The organism is Lysinibacillus sp. GJ-1 (assembly GCF_021166035.1).
GTDB lineage: Bacteria > Bacillota > Bacilli > Bacillales_A > Planococcaceae > Lysinibacillus > Lysinibacillus sphaericus.
In genome coordinates this window covers 1,074,270-1,092,086 of the sequence record NZ_CP088912.1, presented here as the reverse complement: position 1 = coordinate 1,092,086, position 17,817 = coordinate 1,074,270, and the positions used below count along the sequence as shown (strand labels likewise).

The following is a 17,817-nucleotide window of genomic DNA, read 5'->3' as shown; positions in this document are numbered from 1 at the left end:
CTGCTCACCCCCGATTATTTTTCGTTGAGTAGACTAGACAATTTACTTGCAAAACCTTTATCGGTAATAGCTAAAGCCACACGGGCTTCCTTACCTGTAGCATGTCCTAGATCATAACGATCGCCAATTACATGATACTCAACGTTGTAATAAGTGCATTTATCTTGAATTTTTTTACTAGAGTTTTTAGAAGCGTCGTTTGCAAGCAGTACAAGCTTAGCATTACCATTGCGGACTTCCTTTACTACTAACTCTTCTCCTGAAATAACTTTACGAGCTCTTGCAGCTATACCAAGCAAATTAAACACTGCTTGATTGGTCATAAAATGGCATCCCTACGAATGAGCAACAGTAGCTCTTCGTATATCTCTTCAGGAATTTTTGCATCAAGTTGGTGCCCTAAAACATTTTTCTTACGCGCGATGTCAACCGCCTGTTCAGACTTTGAAACATAAGCACCTCGTCCAGGCTTTTTCCCTGAAACATCTACGCTAACCTCGCCCTCTTTCGAGCGTACAACACGAATCATTGCTTTTTTTGGTAGCATTTCTCCAGTAGCTACACATTTTCGAAGTGGTACTTTTTTATTAACCGCCATAAGAATCACCTTTCCTCTCTGAAGCTTCGTAAGAGGTGGACCAGCCATAACCAAAACGCAAAGGTAGAATTTTGTGATTTGAACATTGCGGAGTACAATCCCGTCTCTCAACATTCAAGACCTTCGCCACAGTTCCTGGCTTTATTCAGTCGGCCCAGGACGCCCACTGAATAAAGCCAGGTGACCAGTCACACGGGCTTTCTTACTTATTCTTCGTCGTCTTGATATAAGTCAACTGTAGCTTCTTCGTAGTCACTATCATCAGCAGGTACGAAAGTGCTTGTTGCAGATGGATAAATCCCTAACTCACGTGCATCTGTTTCACTTTTAATATCGATTTTCCATCCAGTTAATTTTGCAGCTAAACGAGCATTTTGACCACGTTTACCAATTGCAAGAGATAATTGGTAATCTGGTACTACAACAGTTGTTGATTTTTCTTCTTCATTTACTTGCACATCTAAAACTTTTGATGGGCTTAATGCATTTGCTACAAATACAACAGGGTCTTCTGACCATTCAACGATATCAATTTTTTCACCATTTAATTCATTGACAATTGTTTGAACACGTGCACCTTTCGCACCTACACATGAGCCTACAGGATCAACTTCTTCGTTATGTGCATGGACTGAAATTTTAGAACGGTCTCCCGCTTCACGAGCAATTGACTTGATTTCTACAATGCCTTCATAAATTTCAGGCACTTCCATCTCAAATAATCGACGTAATAAGCCTGGATGTGTTCGTGAAACGATTACTTGTGGACCACGTGTCGTACGTTCAACCTTTGTAATATATACTTTAATACGATCATGTGGATGATACGTTTCACCTTGGATTTGTTCATTTTGTGGTAATGCAGCTTCTACTTTACCAAGACCCACGTAAATATTTCGCGCATCTAAACGCTCAACTACACCCGTTACAATGTCATCTTCACGATCTACGTATTGCTCATAAATTAAGCCACGTTCTGCTTCACGTACACGTTGAGTAACGACTTGCTTCGCTGTTTGTGCAGCGATACGCCCAAAATTACGAGGCGTTACTTCCTGTTCAACAATATCTTCTAATTGGTAAGCTGGGTTGATGGCCTTCGCATCTTCTAAAGCAATTTGTAAACGGTCATCTTCTACTTCTTCAACAACATCTTTACGTGAAAATACACGAATTGAGCCTTTGTCTAAGTTTAAGTCAACACGAACATTTTGAGCTTGGTTAAAGTTGCGTTTGTAAGCTGTAACTAATGCTGCCTCTATCGCTTCGATTAACACATCTCTTGAAATTCCTTTTTGTTCTTCCAGCGCCGTTAGCGCATCTAACAAATCACTACTCATTTTATTTTCACTCCTAAATATGCATTATGCTGAAAAATCGATGGCAAGTCGTGCCAAAGCGATTTTTTCCTGTTCAATTGTTACTGTAATTTTGCGTGTTTTAATAGGTACTTCCATCACTAATGTATGTTCATCGTATGACGTTAAGTAGCCTTGGAATTCCTTCATGTCCTTAATGGGCTCATAGGTTTTCACATAAATAAATTTGCCAACGGCTTTTTTAAAATCAGTATCTTTTTTTAATGGACGTTCTGCACCTGGTGAAGATACCTCTAAATAATAATTTTGTGTAATAGGATCTTTTTCATCCAACAGTAAACAAAGTCGTTCACTAACTTGAGCACATTGGCCAATGTCAATTCCACCCTCAGGTGTATCTACATAAACACGTAAAAACCAGTTACGTCCTTCTTTCACAAACTCAACATTCACCAACTCAAGATTTAACTCTTCGACAATCGGTGTAGCAAGTTCTTCAATTAAAGATGGTACTTTGCTCATTGTTTCCTCCTGCATTTTCAATTTCAGGCGTAATAAAACAGAAATTCCACCAGTAATGTTGGTGAAATTTGACGGTCTTACCTGCTGTTAGTCTAAAAAATTTGTTTTGCTTCGGTATAACAACAGAAAAGAGCGGGAATGCCCCACTCTTTTGCTGGAAAACTATCAACAAATTATTACCATAAGGATAGCACAATTTACGTCACAATGCAAACTTCCTTATTTTAGACATTAGAAGAGCGATAACTGGTTCGCATCAGGCATACCTTCTAAACAACCTAATTGATCCATATACTCAATTAATGTTTTCGATACACGTCCACGTTGCTGTAAATCTTCTTTGGATAAGAACTCGCCATTTTCACGTGCCGCTACAATGGTTTTGGCAACGTTCGTGCCGAGTCCAGGAATCGCATCGAATGGCGGTATTAAAGAATTGCCATCAATAATAAACTCACTAGCCTGTGAACGATATAAGTCCACCTTTTGGAAGCTCATGCCACGCTCGCACATCTCCAGTGCAAGTTCCATTACTGTCAGTAAGTTTTTCTCTTTCGTCGAAGCATCTAAGCCCTTCATATTAATTTCATCGATTCTTGCACGAATCATTTGGGAACCTTGCGTCATCGCGATTAAATCAAAATCATCTGCCCTTACGGTAAAGTAGGCAGCATAATACAAGATTGGGAAATGCACTTTAAACCAAGCAATACGTACTGCCATTAAAACGTAAGCAGCGGCATGGGCTTTAGGGAACATGTATTTAATCTTTTTACATGATTCGATATACCAAGCAGGCACTTTATTTGCTAACATCTCTGCTTCAAATTCCTCTGATAAGCCCTTCCCTTTACGCACAGACTCCATAATTTTAAACGCTAGAGATGGTTCAAGCCCTTGGTAAATTAAATACACCATAATGTCATCGCGACAGCCGATTACTTCTTTTAATACACATGTACCATTTTGTATCAGCTCCTGTGCATTACCAAGCCATACGTCTGTTCCGTGTGATAGACCAGAAATTTGCACAAGCTCCGAAAATGTTGATGGTTTCGTATCTTCTAGCATTTGGCGAACAAATCGAGTACCAAATTCCGGAATGCCTAGTGTTCCGGTCTTACACCCAATTTGCTTTTCTGTCACACCTAGCGATTCAGGTGAACTAAAAATTTTCATAACAACCGGATCATCGGTTGGAATTGTTTTCGGATCAATGCCAGATAGATCTTGTAACATACGAATAACAGTCGGATCATCGTGTCCAAGAATATCGAGTTTTAAAATATTGTCATGAATGGAGTGGAAATCAAAGTGTGTTGTTCGCCACTCCGAATCTTGTGCATCCGCTGGGAACTGCACTGGTGAGAAATCATAAATATCCATATAATCTGGTACAACGATAATCCCACCTGGATGTTGACCTGTTGTTCGTTTAACACCTGTACAACCCTGTACTAAACGGTCTACTTCAGCACCTCGGAAATGAAGGTTATTGTCGCTCGCATAGCCTTTAACGTAACCATATGCTGTTTTCTCTGCAACAGTACCGATTGTTCCAGCACGGAACACATAATCTTCACCAAACAGTACTTTTGTATAGTTGTGGGCTTGCGGTTGGTATTCACCTGAGAAATATGACGATAGGTAAGCATTTGAAGTCATCGCTAGCTTTTCCCCCGTCCCACACCGTGCATGAGGCTTTCACACTCACACGGCGTTCCATCGTTAATATTGTTGAAAGTTAGAGGCTAAGCTTTGGATTTCCTACTTCCGTTCTTAGCCTGTTTAGTTTATTAATTGCTTTTACTTCGAATTTACTAATTATCTTTTGATATTCTTTATTTGTTAGTGGGTCTGAATGATGGATAAGCATATGATATTGCTTGTTGATAATAATTAAATTATCATATTCATCTGTGCCACCAAGAGCTATTGGTTTTCTATGGTGGCAAATTGCTTGATGAGGTGTTAATCTCTCACCTGTAATACCACAACAACCTTTTTGTGCTACATATTTACTTAAGCGGTTATTTTCATACAGAACACTTTTCGATTTATATATTCCTTTACGAAACATTTCAATTTCCCTAACAGACACTTGTTTTAAACCTTTATGAATTGCAAGCCGATCTTTTGCGTTATAAATCGTAAAATCCGGTTTGCGTTGTCCTCGTATATCATGTCGAATTGCTTCAATAGGATATACCAATAATCCATTACTTTTGAATCGAGGATAATTATAGTCTCCATAAAACCTATCAATCACTCCATTTGTTTCTTTTGTTCTCACAAAAATGTTTCTGAACATTAGTGATTTGATATTAGGGTGAACATTATGCCTTATTTCATTAAAGTCTTGCGCTATCCTAGTAGCAATCTTGTAGTAATTTTGCAATCCTAAAATATTTGCATTGAAGTTCATTACCTTTTTTGGAGTAGGATTCTTTCTTAGCTTAATAAGTTGATGTCTAATTACAGTTTGTACCTTTTCTTTTGCTTTTGGGTCCATTTTTGAATTTACAATATAACCCGTTTTCGCATTTCCTTTTGATACCGCTCTAAATCGAATCCCTAAAAAGTCTGTACCGTTTTTCCGCAAGTTTGTAATTTTACTTTTTTCTTCACTTACCTCTAATCCCAATCGTTCTTTTAACCATTTTTCAACAGCTATTTTTATCCTTCGGGCGTTTTCATAGGAATTTGTGAATATTTTAAAATCATCTGCGTACCGAACTAAGTACATTGGTTTTAACTTTGTTTTCTTTAGAGCATCGGTTTTGTTGCGTTTTAGCTTATAAGGTACTTTTGTAGGTTTTGTTTCCCATTGATTCGAAATCCACCAGTCTAACTCGTTCAATACTACATTTGCGAGTAGAGGAGATAAAATTCCACCTTGTGGTGTTCCTTTTGACGGTACTCCTTCACCTAGTATTTCAGCTTTCAGCATCTTCTTAATAATAGCTAATACTTTTTTATCCCGAATGCCAATCGTCCATAATTGTCTCATAAGTTTTTTATGATTTACGTTATCGAAGAAACCTTTGATATCAATATCAATTACAAAGTGTTGATAGCTGTGATTCACCATATGATAACATCTTGCCAATGCATCGTGTGTGCTGCGTTTAGGTCTGAAACCATAACTTTGTGGGTTAAATTTTGCCTCCGTAATTGGTTCTAATACTTGTAAAAACATTTGTTGTATTAGCCTATCTTCAATTGTCGGAATACCTAGAGGTCTCATCTTTCCATTTGGTTTCGGGATAAATAATCGCCTAACAGCATGTGGTACATAATCTTCAAGCCTTCTTCGGACAAGTTTGACTAATTTATCAGCATTCATTTTATTCAAGTGTTTAATTGTGTGTCCATTAGTACCTTTCGTTTTACTACCTGTATTGCTCTTTAGGTTTCGAAAGGCTAATAAAATGTTCTGTTCAGAGATAATTATCTTATAGATATCTGTAAAGTATCGACCACTTTTACTTTCTTTATAAAGAATATCGAAAATCGATTGTAAACCGAAATATTCGTTGTTTCTTAGTTTTTGTATCATTAGGTCAGCCAACTAATCACTCCTTTGACGAAGCTTTCGTTCTCTTTAGTCATACTAGAATCTGACTTTAATGTAGGTTTGTTTTCAACATTAACGACTTGTGCCCTTCCCTCTGAAATGTTTTGTCCTCCGACTTATTGGATATTCAGTCATCTATGGCATTTCTTCACTGGTACTACGGCACTACTGCCACTCCTTTTAAGTAAGTTATAGCTAATAGCCTTTCCTTACACCGTCGTCAGCGGAATGCAATTTCCTCTTACGTTAGGAGCTTCACACGTTCCACTATTTCTATCTGTACATCTTTCCTTAGGTTCCCCCTAAATTCCGCTAGGCCAGCATGTGCCTATAACACACGATGGATTTTCATAACCAAACGCTTACTCATCCACACCTAGAAGTCCTATTTGGACCCCGCAGCATTTCTACTACGTGACATTCACGAAAAGTCAGTCGAGGGTTCGTCCCAGTCATTCTACTGATTCTAACCATAGAAAGTTTATAGACGCCAGACCTATCATTCACAAGATTGCTCTCTTTCCACAGCCGTACTGTTTGGGTGAACTTCAGCCTACTTTAACGAGCTTCATACAAGTTTCAATTTTGCAGTTATTCACTTGCATGTCGTAGCTTCAGCGAGTATGTTTCAGGGCGTTACTCCGTCATTCCATACTTTGAAATAGTAGTTCTACCAAATTGGTGGCTAATCTTTTCAATTAGCAACGTGTCGCACTCAAATCGATATCAGGTACTTTATCTCCTTTAAAACCAAGGAAAGTTTCGAATGGAATATCTTGTCCATCTTTTTTATAAGGTGTGCCACATTCCGTACACTCTTTGTTCGGTAGGTCATAGCCGGAGCTAACAGAACCATCATTGAAAAACTCGGAATGCTTACAATTTGGACAAATATAATGCGGTGGTAACGGGTTTACCTCCGTAATTTCCATAAAGGTTGCCACTAATGAAGAACCAACGGAACCACGAGAACCTACTAAATAGCCATCCGCAAGTGACTTTTTCACAAGCTTTGCAGAAATTAAGTAAATCACACCAAATCCATGCCCTAAAATCGACTTTAGCTCTTTCTCAATACGAGCTTTAACGATTTCTGGTAATTCTTCACCATAGATACGGTGGGCCATCTCATACGTTAAATTGGTTACTTCATCATCAGAACCTTCAATTTTAGGTGTATATAAGTCATCCTTAATCGGCTTTACATCGTCAATCATATCCGCAATTTTTTGCGGGTTTGTAACGACGATTTCTTTTGCAAGATCAGGACCTAAAAAATCGAACTCTTGCAACATCTCGTCCGTCGTGCGAAAATGAACCGCTGGCAGCTTGGATCGATTTAAAATATTGGCGCCACCTTGAGAACCAATCAGTATCTGTCTAAACATAGCATCGTTCGGATCGAGGTAATGAACATTTCCTGTAGCAACTACAGGCTTATCCATCTTCTTGCCAAGTTTCACAAGCTTGCGAATAATATCCTCAATAGTCCATTCATCGCGCACGACATTACGTTCAATTAACGGAGCATATACAGCCTTCGGTTGTACTTCAATATAATCGTAAAACCTTGCGATTTGTTCCGCTTCCTCAGGTGATTTATTCATCATCGTCTCAAACAATTCGCCATTACTACAGCCGGAACCAACTAACAGTCCTTGTCGATATTGTTCCAACGTAGCGCGTGTTACACGAGGGACACGATAGAAAGTTTTTGTATGCGAATGAGACACAAGCTTAAATAGATTTTTTAAACCGTCATTATTAACTGCTAAAATCGTACAATGCATCGGGCGCGCTTTTTTATAGGCATCACCGCCGCCAATATGCTTATTGAAATCATCGTGATATTTAATGCCGAGTTCATCCGCTTCTTTTAACAGATGCAATAATAAGTAACCTGTTGCTTCCGTATCATAAATGGCGCGGTGATGTTGCGTTAATTCAATGCCGAATTTTTTACATAATGTATTTAAACGATGATTTTTCATCGTAGGATGGAGCAAACGAGCAAGTTCTAGAGTATCGATTACTGGGTGAATCGTATCTTCTAGACCGTATTTTTTATAACCAGTATAGAGGAAGCCCATATCAAAAGAGGCATTGTGTGCCACTACGATTGCGTCTTCTATAAAGGCATGGAACTCATGAATCACTTGCTCCACTTCTGGCGCATTGCGAACCATCTCATCTGTGATGCCGGTCAATTCGATTGTTGTTGCAGACAATGCATGATGTGGATTTGCAAAACTTTCGTATTTGTCAATCACATGTCCGCCTTTAATTTTTACTGCTGCAAGCTCTATGATTGTATCGTAAGCAGTAGAAAGCCCTGTCGTTTCGACGTCAAACACCACATAGGTCGCATCGTCTAATGCACGATGCTCAGAAGCATACGCAATCGGTACACCGTCATCGACTAAATTAGCTTCTAAACCGTAAATTATTTTTATGCCATGTTTTTTGCCCGCACTATAAGCCTCTGGGAACGACTGCACGACCGCATGATCCGTTATCGCAATCGCTGGATGACCCCATTTCGCCGCTTGAGCCACTAACCTATCTACCGGTGTAACTGCATCCATTTGACTCATCGGTGTGTGCAAATGGAGCTCTACTCGTTTTTCACCTTCTGGCGCCTTGTCTTGTCGTGTTTCTTTTTTAATTTCATTAATATCATTTGCCATCACAATTAAATCACGAATAAAGGTATCGGTTTGAACCGAGCCACGTACTTTCACCCACATACCCTTTTTCAAATGCTGCATCAATTCCGCATCATCGTTATCCCGTGAGAACATTTTTACAACAATTGAATCCGTATAGTCCGTAATTTTAATTTGTAGAAGTGAGCGTCCACTTTTTAACTCTTTAATTTCGGTATCGAACACAAACCCTTCAATAATAACACGACGTTCCTCTTCCACTATGCGCTTAATTTCCATAATTTCATCGTCTTTAATTTGCATACCGAGCTGAAATGGACGATCACCGAGGGCTGCCAATGCCGGATTATCCTTTTTGTCCTGTTCACGTTTTTGGAAGTCTTGCATTGCTTGTTGAGCCATCGCTGCTTCTTCTAAACGTTTTTGCTCGATAAAAGCTTCTTGGGCTTCACGCATTTCTTCTGTTTCCTCTTGCAGCATAAAATCAAAGGCAATTTGCGGAAATCCAAATTGACTGTAACTAAGAGCTAGCTTTTCCGCATATTTCGTTTTCAGCATCATCAGTTCCATTTCCTGCACGCAGGATAACGTAATTTTTTGCCCATTCCACATCGGTATTTGCGATACAAGGCAATTTTTTAAGGTTGGTGCCATATCGTCGATTTGCTCAACAATGGTTAACCAATACGCTTGAATCAGCTCTTCCGTAACATTTTTTTCAACTGTTTCAAAAGTTGTTTCGATTTGGGCTATAGCAGCGAATTTTTCAGCTAGATGTGTACGAAATAGTTGATATAACGGAAATGGAAGTATGCCACGTAATTTAATATTAAAATGCCAGAGTCTATTTTTTTTATGCACAGTAAGACGGGCTAATTCGCCTTCTTCAAAAAAGGACATATAAACATCTTCTGTTAACTCTAGTTGTTGCAAGAGCATTTGAAATCTTTGTCTTGCTTCTTGTTGCTGTTCCAATCAATGACACCTACTTTCACTTTAATGGGCAAGAGTCTCTAATCACCACTTGCTCATTGTTATCTAGCAAATACTTTTTCAACTATGATGCAAAAAATTCGCTCCCTTTCCACGGGCTATTCCAGCAAGCCTCACTTTGCTTTTATAGCAGTGAGATTTGCTTGGTTTCCCGTAGGAGTGTCGCGAATTCGTTTGCTTGTCCTCATTCATCTTCCAAAAGATGTTACTAGTAAGAACATCTATATCTTTTGGCTATTATGTTACCAAAGGATATTAATTTTTGCGGAAAAATTCATTTAAACGATCAATGACTTCTTCTTTTTTCCATTCAAATGTTTCACCTGTTTGACGGAATTTCACTTCGACAACACCTTCTGTTGCCTTTTTACCGACTGTTACACGAACTGGTAAACCTATTAAATCTGCATCTGCAAACTTAACACCTGCACGTTCCGCACGATCATCTAATAGTACATCATAGCGATATGATTTTAATAAGCCATATAACTCATTTGCTAATGAAACTTGTGTTTCATCTTTCGTATTAACAGGTACAACATGAATGTCATACGGAGCTAGTTGTATTGGCCAAGTAAAACCATTTTCATCTTGGAAATGTTCAGCTACGGCAGCTAAAATACGTGACACACCAATACCATAGCAACCCATAATAAACGGCTGTGCCTTTCCTTGCTCATCTAAAAATGTTCCATTCATTTTTTCAGAATAGGTAGTACCTAATTTGAAAATATGACCAACCTCGATACCTTCTGCAAATTTAATGATACCTTGTCCATCAGGAGATGGGTCTCCTACTTGGATAAAACGAATATCCAAGTATTCGTTGACAGCAAAATCTCGCTCTGGGTTAACATTTACTAAGTGGAAGCCGTCGTCATTAGCACCCGCTACCCCGTTACGAATTGATTTAATTGCATGATCTGCGACAACTTTGACTTCTACCGGTAATTTTACAGGGCCGATTGAACCTACGCCACAGCCTAGCAATTGACGAATAGCTACTTCGTCAGCAAGTTCTACAGAACCAGCATCTAGCGCATTTTTCAGTTTAATATCGTTAATTTCGTGATCGCCACGAGCAAGGACTACCACTAATTCGCCATCAACATTAAATACTAATGATTTAATAACATTTGAAGGTGCTACTTGTAAAAATGCAGATACTTCTTCAATTGTTTTTTGATCTGGTGTTGCTACTTTTTCAAGATCTTTTAATGCTTCATTGGCTGGTTGATATTCTACAGTGACTTCTGCCATCTCAATGTTTGCCGCATAATCGGATGTATCAGAGTATGCAATTGTATCTTCCCCAATTTCAGAAAGTACCATAAATTCATGTGTACCTTTACCACCAATTGAACCAGCATCGGCAATAACTGCACGATAGTTTAAACCAAGACGCGAGAAAATATTAGAGTAAGCGCGGTACATATCCTCATATGTTTCATCTAGGCTTTCCCGTGAAGCATGGAAAGAATAAGCATCTTTCATAATAAACTCTCTTCCTCGTAATAAGCCAAAACGCGGGCGTTTTTCATCGCGGAATTTAGTTTGAATTTGATAGAGTGTTAATGGTAATTTTTTATATGATTTAATTTCATCACGTACTAAAGTTGTAATGACCTCTTCATGTGTTGGTCCTAAGGCAAAGTCACGATCGTGGCGATCTTTTAATCGCATTAGTTCTGGACCGTATTTTTCCCAACGGCCGGATTCTTGCCATAATTCAGCAGATTGCAATGCAGGCATTAATAATTCGATAGAATTGATGGCTTCCATCTCTTCGCGAATAATATTTTCGATTTTTGTTAACACACGTTTTGCAAGCGGTAAATACGAATATACCCCACTTGTATTTTGACGAATAAACCCTGCACGTAATAATTGCTTATGTGATTTTACATCTGCATCAGCAGGTACTTCACGTAGCGTTGGGATAAATGTTTTACTTTGCTTCATTCAGTGTTCCACCTTTTTAATAAATAAATTTATACTCTAATTAGCATAAACAAATTTAGCTTTGAACGCAATGTTTCAAAATAATTGCGCTCAAAGCTATTTTACATTTTATTTTCACTTTAGCCTAACTTTGTTTCGATGTTACGTTATAAACAGTCACGCATCATCTAAATATTGGAAATATAAAAGCCAATTGTCATTACGTACTTGCTAGAAGAAGAAACGTTGGATATCGTTCCACGTTACAACCACCATTAATATCATCAGCAAGACGATACCTACAAAGTGCACCATTCCTTCTTTTTGACGATCAATTGGTTTGCCTCTTAAAGCCTCATAGCCAAAGAACAATAATCGGCCACCATCTAATGCTGGAAGAGGTAATAGGTTCATAATACCAAGGTTGATACTTAGCATAGCAGCAAAATTGATTAGGGCGAAAATGCCATATGTCGCCACTTCTTCCGTTGTTTTATAAATCCCTACAGGTCCTGATAATGCATCAATAGTAAATTGTCCTGTAATAAGCATACCTAGTAATTCAAAGATTTTAACCGTCATATTATACGTTTCTTGAGCTCCGTATACCACTGCTTTTAATGGGTTATAAACACGCGGACTTTCATACTTCACACCAATTTGTCCAAACGTCTCGCCTTTCTGCTTCACTGCTTTCACTGTCATATTGAGGTTTTCGATTTGCCCACCACGCTCAACCGTTACATTGATTTCTTGATTCGGGCGATTCTGTACAATGGCAGCTAAATCTTGCCACTTTTCAACTGCTTGTCCATCAATCGAAGTCACCTTATCCCCTGCAAGCATCCCAGCTTGTGCTGCTGGATCATTTGCTACCACTTCTGTAATAATCGGCTCGTATGTTGGTACACCGTTTATTAAACCAATAAGCAAATAGATGAAAAAGGCTAATATAAAGTTAAATAATGGTCCTGCAAAAATGGTCATTGCACGTTGCCCAACGGTTTTTGCGTTAAATTGACGATCATATGGCGCGATTACGGTTTCTCTGCCATTTTCTACAACAACACAATCTCTTGCAACACTGTAACGAACTAAATTTTCTTCCTCATCATAGCCTTCAATAAATAATTCTCGTTCTAAATCAGCTCGTTCCACCTCTAAAAATAATAAATCTGGTAATTGTCTATTATTTTGATTGAAGATAATTTTTTTGGCGATATTATCTTCATCGACAATAAGCCCTACACGGTAGCCAGGCTGTAATTCAATACCATCCATATCTTCGCCTGCCATGCGGACATATCCACCTATTGGCAATAAACGGACTGTATAAATTGTTTCCCCATGCGTCTTGCCATAAATTTTCGGACCCATACCGATTGCAAATTCACGCACCATAATTCCTGCACGCTTTGCAAATAGGAAGTGACCAAGTTCATGGAAGAACACGAGCAAGCCAAATATTAAAATAAATGCAATGGCTGTTTGCATAATACCCCACCTTTAAAAGCGAATAGTTAACGAAAGCTTCCTGTCGTTATTTTACCATGTCTAACACTATTTTTCTTGTTTCTCTGTCCACATGTAAAATTGTTTGCAAATCTGGCACGGAGACATTATTGTGTGCCTGCATGATCCGTTCAATTATTGCATCAATTTCAAGGAACGTTATTTTCCCTTGTAAAAATGCTGCAACTGCCGCTTCATTCGCAGCATTCATTGCCGTTAAAATGGTACCGCCTGTACGCCCTGCTTCGAATGCTAAGCGCAACGCAGGATACCGTTCAAAATCCATTTCTTTAAAATGCAGTTGACCAATTTGCGCTAAATTAAGACGTTGTCCATTTTGGAGCGGCATACGATCTGGATAGCTTAATGCATATTGGATTGGGACACGCATGTCCGGCGTACCAAGCTGAGCTATTACGCTAGTATCATGATACTCAACAAGAGAGTGAATAATACTTTCTCTGTGTAAAAGTACATCAATTTTATCATAAGGCATATCAAATAAAACATGTGCTTCGATTACTTCAAGCCCTTTATTCATCATAGTAGCTGAATCTATCGTAATTTTTGCACCCATTGACCAGTTCGGATGATTAAGTGCATCGGCAACCGTAACATGTTTTAACTCTTCACGTGTTTTGTCGCGGAAACTTCCTCCAGAAGCTGTAATGATTAAACGCTCAATATTTTTCGGGTTTTCGCCATTCATCGATTGGAAAATAGCCGAATGCTCACTATCCACTGGTAAAATTGTAGCATTGTATTTTTTTGCCTCTGCCATAACTAAATGACCTGCTGTGACAAGCGTCTCTTTATTGGCAATCGCAATTGTTTTGCCCATACGAATAGCAGCTAGTGTCGATTCAAGACCAACGCTACCGAGCACTGCATTCACGAGCACCGTCGATTCAGGATGTGTAGCAACCTCTACAAGCCCTTTTGCACCAAATGTAAAGTGTACTTGCGGGTAGTCTTTTGCGAGAATAAGTGCATCTTCCTCAAGCTGAACCGATACCAGTTCAGGCTTTAAAGTCTCTATCATTTCACGTGTTTTTTCTATGTTTTTTCCTGAAGAAAACGCTACAAGATGAAATGCATCACGTTGTTCTTTTAAAATATCATAGGTTTGCCAACCGATAGAACCAGTTGCACCCAATAAACTAATTTTTTTCACGACAAAACGTCCCCTTTTTCTATCTAAGCGATCTATTTCATAATTCGCATTTTCATCCATCATTGCGTCCCGATTTTATTCCAAGCTTGCTCGACAAGCAGCTGGCGTCGCCCTTTGGTGAGTATGTCGAGCTATTTACGGCTCGCTTTTCAAAGTGAGGTCGCCCGCCTTGCGCCCATCGATGACGCTTCCTAACAAGGTCTTACATACTTAGCTACCGAATAAATGTAAAAAATGCAGTAGTGGCACGACAAATAATAAACTGTCAAAGCGGTCTAGAATCCCGCCATGTCCTGGTAAAATATTGCCTGAATCTTTTACGTCAAAATGGCGCTTGATAGCTGATTCCACTAAATCGCCCATCTGACCAATTATCGAAGCAAAAATCGTGATCACAATAAGTGAAACATAACCGTTAGCAAATGGATAAATCGCTTGCATAGCTATAGCAAAAATAACCGCTATAACAATCCCACCAACAAAGCCTTCAATCGTTTTCTTCGGTGATATTTCAGGCCAAAGCTTATTTTTACCTAGTTTTCTACCTACAAAATAGGCTCCTGAATCTGTTGTCCAAACAACAAGTAAACAATATACAACAAATTCAAGACCATAGTTTCGCGTTTCGATTAAATAATGGAAACCTAATCCTACATAAAACGCCCCAAGCAAAATAAAGCCAACTTCATCAAATGTAATTTTATTTTTTACGAGGACTACATAAATAAGTAACAGCATGACCAGTCCGTAAATAACCATTAGAACCGATGAATAGCCGATTGCATGTACTACCTCATTTGCCCAATCTTTTGGTATGACAAGCATAATAAGCGTTAGTAACCCGATCATACCAGGTACTGAAAAAATCGAAATACCTTTCATCTTCAGTATTTCATAAAAGCCTACAACAGCCATTGCTAGTACAAGTAGTGTAAATGGCACCTTTCCATAAATAACAAATGGAATAAACAGTGCCGCGGCAATGATTGCTGTGATGATTCGTTGTTTCAAGATGTTTCTTCTCCCTTCAACCCACCGTAACGGCGATTACGTTTTTGATAGTTTTCCACCGCTTCCAGAAAGTTTTCCTCGCTAAAATCTGGCCACAATGTATCTGTAAACCAAAATTCTGTGTAGGCGAGCTGCCATAACATAAAGTTACTTAATCGTACTTCACCACTTGTACGAATGAGTAAGTCTGGCTCTGGTAGATGAGCTGTCATTAAATGAGCTGTCATACATTCCTCATTTATGTCTTGTATAGTTAATTGACCGTCCTGTACTTTTTGAAGCATCGTTTTCATGGCACTTACCATTTCTGAACGACTACCATAATTTAAAGCAAAGTTTAAAATTAACCCTGTATTATGCTTCGTCTCTTCCATTGCCTCATACAATGCTTTTTGTGTATGTGCTGGCAAGAGTGACGGATCTCCAATCATTTCAACTCGCACATTGCGCTCCATCATTTCCGGTAAAAAAGATCCTAAAAATTCTACAGGTAGACGCATCAGAAAATCGACTTCAGGCTTTGGCCTTTTCCAATTTTCTGTAGAGAACGCATACACTGTTAATACTTTTATGCCAAGATCAGATGCAAATCTAGTTACCTTCCGTACCGTCTTCATACCTTCATGGTGCCCAGCAACACGTGGCATGGCACGTTTTTAGCCCAACGTCCATTTCCGTCCATAATAATCGCTACATGGGCAGGAATCGGCTCGCTTTTCGCAAGGGCAACACGTTCCTCCAATGATAGTGTATCCATATTTACTTGTTTACCTAATAGCTTCTTAAACATGCTAACTCCCCCACTACAACTAATCGGACGTATACTAACCTATCATAACAAACAAAAGTGCTTTTTGTCTTTTTTTTCCCTCTAATTGACTATGTATGAACTAGCTTATTTTAGAACAACACACATCTCAAAGAAAAATCTTGTCTTGCTACATTCAGCAACTGCTAATAAGCCAGAACAATGTAATTCGTATACTACGTGTAAACGAGTTAACCATTACGGCTCGTAGAGAGCAGGTGAAAATTGTAACACCGATAAGAAATGAATACTTTTACAATAAAAGAGAAAAGACGTCCTGTTATGTATAGGACGCCTTCATCTCATCAAAAAGTTCCATCATAGAAATGCAAAGCGCCTGCTTACACTTCTAGAATTTCTTTTTCTTTTTCTTTCGCTACTTGGTCTACTTTCACGATGAACTCATCTGTTAATTTTTGAATATCGTCACCGTATCCACGTAAATCGTCTTCTGTGATTTCGCCTGCTTTTTCAAGTTTTTTAAGATCATCATTAGCATCACGACGAACATTACGTACTGCGATTTTTGCATCTTCAGCTTCTTTTTTCACTTGTTTTACAAGGTCTTTACGACGTTCTTCTGTTAACGCTGGAATCATTAAACGAATAACAGAACCATCATTTGTCGGTGTAATACCGATATCTGACTTCATAATCGCTTTTTCAATTTCACCTAAAATGGATTTATCATAAGGTGTAATCACGAGTAAACGAGCTTCTGGTACTGCAACACCTGCAAGTTGATTGATTGGTGTTGGCGCACCATAGTACTCTACAGAAATACGGTCTAGTAGAGATGCGTTTGCACGGCCTGCTCGGATCGATGCTAATTCACGTGAAAAAGCAGCAATTGATTTGTTCATTTTTTCTTTCGCTTGGTCTAATACTTGTTTAGTCATTGTGCATTCCTCCTAACAACAGTTCCAATTTTCTCGCCCAGTACGGCACGTTTAATATTACCTTGCTCCGTAATTGAGAAGACAATTAACGGAATATCGTTATCCATACATAAAGTTGAAGCAGTTGAATCCATTACTTGTAACCCTTGCTGAATAACGTCTAAGTATGTGAGTGTATCATATTTGATAGCAGTAGTATCGACCTTTGGATCTGCAGAATAGACACCATCTACATTATTTTTCGCCATTAAAATCGCATCTGCGTCAATTTCCGCTGCACGTAATGCAGCTGTTGTATCTGTAGAGAAGAACGGGTTACCTGTACCTGCAGCAAAAATAACTACGCGTTTTTTCTCTAAATGACGAACTGCTTTACGACGAATATATGGCTCTGCTACTTGTGTCATCACAATAGAAGATTGCACGCGTGTTTCGATACCTAATTTTTCAAGAGCATCTTGTAATGCTAATGAATTCATAACCGTTGCTAGCATACCCATATAGTCAGCTGCTGCACGATCCATGCCCATTTCACTACCGATTTTCCCACGCCATATATTACCGCCACCTACAACTACAGCAACTTCTACATCAAGATCTACTACTTCCTTCACTTCTTCAGCAACAGACTTGATAATTTTTGGTGATAAACCGAAGCCAGCCTCTCCTGCTAACGCTTCACCACTTAGTTTAATAACTACTCGTTTATATTGTGGCACACTCATTGTAAACCTCCGTCAGACATTTATTTAAAACTTTTCTTTTCCTTTTCCATTATAGTATATCTAACAATAATT

At 38.8% G+C, this 17,817-nt stretch carries 11 protein-coding genes and 3 pseudogenes; all 14 read right to left on the bottom strand.

The window, feature by feature from the left end; all coding sequences use genetic code 11:
• Positions 1–14: 14 nt before the first annotated feature.
• Entirely contained in the window at positions 15–323 is a 309-nt protein-coding gene (locus LO754_RS05030) for a YlxQ family RNA-binding protein (RefSeq protein WP_024361993.1), read from the bottom strand.
• A complete protein-coding gene (rnpM, locus tag LO754_RS05025; RefSeq protein WP_231785710.1) occupies positions 320–598 on the bottom strand; it encodes an RNase P modulator RnpM in 279 nt (92 codons plus the stop codon). The genes LO754_RS05030 and rnpM overlap by 4 nt, the downstream gene beginning before the upstream one ends.
• Positions 599–804: 206 nt before the next feature.
• Complete coding sequence (gene nusA / locus LO754_RS05020; RefSeq protein WP_024361995.1) at positions 805–1,938, bottom strand: transcription termination factor NusA; 1,134 nt, start codon at positions 1,936–1,938, stop codon at positions 805–807.
• A 24-nt stretch (positions 1,939–1,962) separates the two neighbouring features.
• The gene (rimP, locus tag LO754_RS05015; RefSeq protein WP_024361996.1) at positions 1,963–2,439 is read right to left on the bottom strand and encodes a ribosome maturation factor RimP; all 477 of its coding nucleotides are present in this window, start codon (positions 2,437–2,439) and stop codon (positions 1,963–1,965) included.
• 231 nt (positions 2,440–2,670) lie between these two features.
• Positions 2,671–4,074: pseudogene (locus tag LO754_RS05010) on the bottom strand (PolC-type DNA polymerase III); the annotation flags it as partial.
• 109 nt (positions 4,075–4,183) lie between these two features.
• Positions 4,184–6,010, bottom strand: coding sequence for a group II intron reverse transcriptase/maturase (gene ltrA / locus LO754_RS05005; RefSeq protein ID WP_231785709.1), 1,827 nt, complete (start codon positions 6,008–6,010; stop codon positions 4,184–4,186).
• 719 nt (positions 6,011–6,729) lie between these two features.
• Positions 6,730–9,657, bottom strand: a pseudogene (locus tag LO754_RS05000) (PolC-type DNA polymerase III); the annotation flags it as partial.
• Between the two features lie 273 nt (positions 9,658–9,930).
• Positions 9,931–11,637, bottom strand: a complete 1,707-nt coding sequence (locus LO754_RS04995; RefSeq protein WP_108029528.1) for a proline--tRNA ligase — start codon at positions 11,635–11,637, stop codon at positions 9,931–9,933.
• A 210-nt stretch (positions 11,638–11,847) separates the two neighbouring features.
• Positions 11,848–13,110, bottom strand: a complete 1,263-nt coding sequence (gene rseP, locus LO754_RS04990) for an RIP metalloprotease RseP (RefSeq protein ID WP_024361999.1) — start codon at positions 13,108–13,110, stop codon at positions 11,848–11,850.
• 46 nt (positions 13,111–13,156) lie between these two features.
• Entirely contained in the window at positions 13,157–14,302 is a 1,146-nt protein-coding gene (dxr, locus tag LO754_RS04985; protein ID WP_024362000.1) for a 1-deoxy-D-xylulose-5-phosphate reductoisomerase, read from the bottom strand.
• Positions 14,303–14,512: 210 nt separating this feature from the next.
• Complete coding sequence (locus LO754_RS04980) at positions 14,513–15,313, bottom strand: phosphatidate cytidylyltransferase (protein ID WP_025218804.1); 801 nt, start codon at positions 15,311–15,313, stop codon at positions 14,513–14,515.
• Positions 15,310–16,103: pseudogene (gene uppS / locus LO754_RS04975) on the bottom strand (undecaprenyl pyrophosphate synthase). The gene LO754_RS04980 and the pseudogene uppS overlap by 4 nt, the downstream one beginning before the upstream one ends.
• 359 nt (positions 16,104–16,462) lie before the next feature.
• Positions 16,463–17,020: a ribosome recycling factor gene (gene frr / locus LO754_RS04970; RefSeq protein ID WP_024362003.1), complete on the bottom strand. Its 558-nt coding sequence runs from the start codon at positions 17,018–17,020 to the stop codon at positions 16,463–16,465.
• Complete coding sequence (pyrH, locus tag LO754_RS04965) at positions 17,017–17,745, bottom strand: UMP kinase (RefSeq protein WP_024362004.1); 729 nt, start codon at positions 17,743–17,745, stop codon at positions 17,017–17,019. Before pyrH ends, frr begins: the two co-directional genes overlap by 4 nt.
• Between the last annotated feature and the right edge of the window lie 72 nt (positions 17,746–17,817).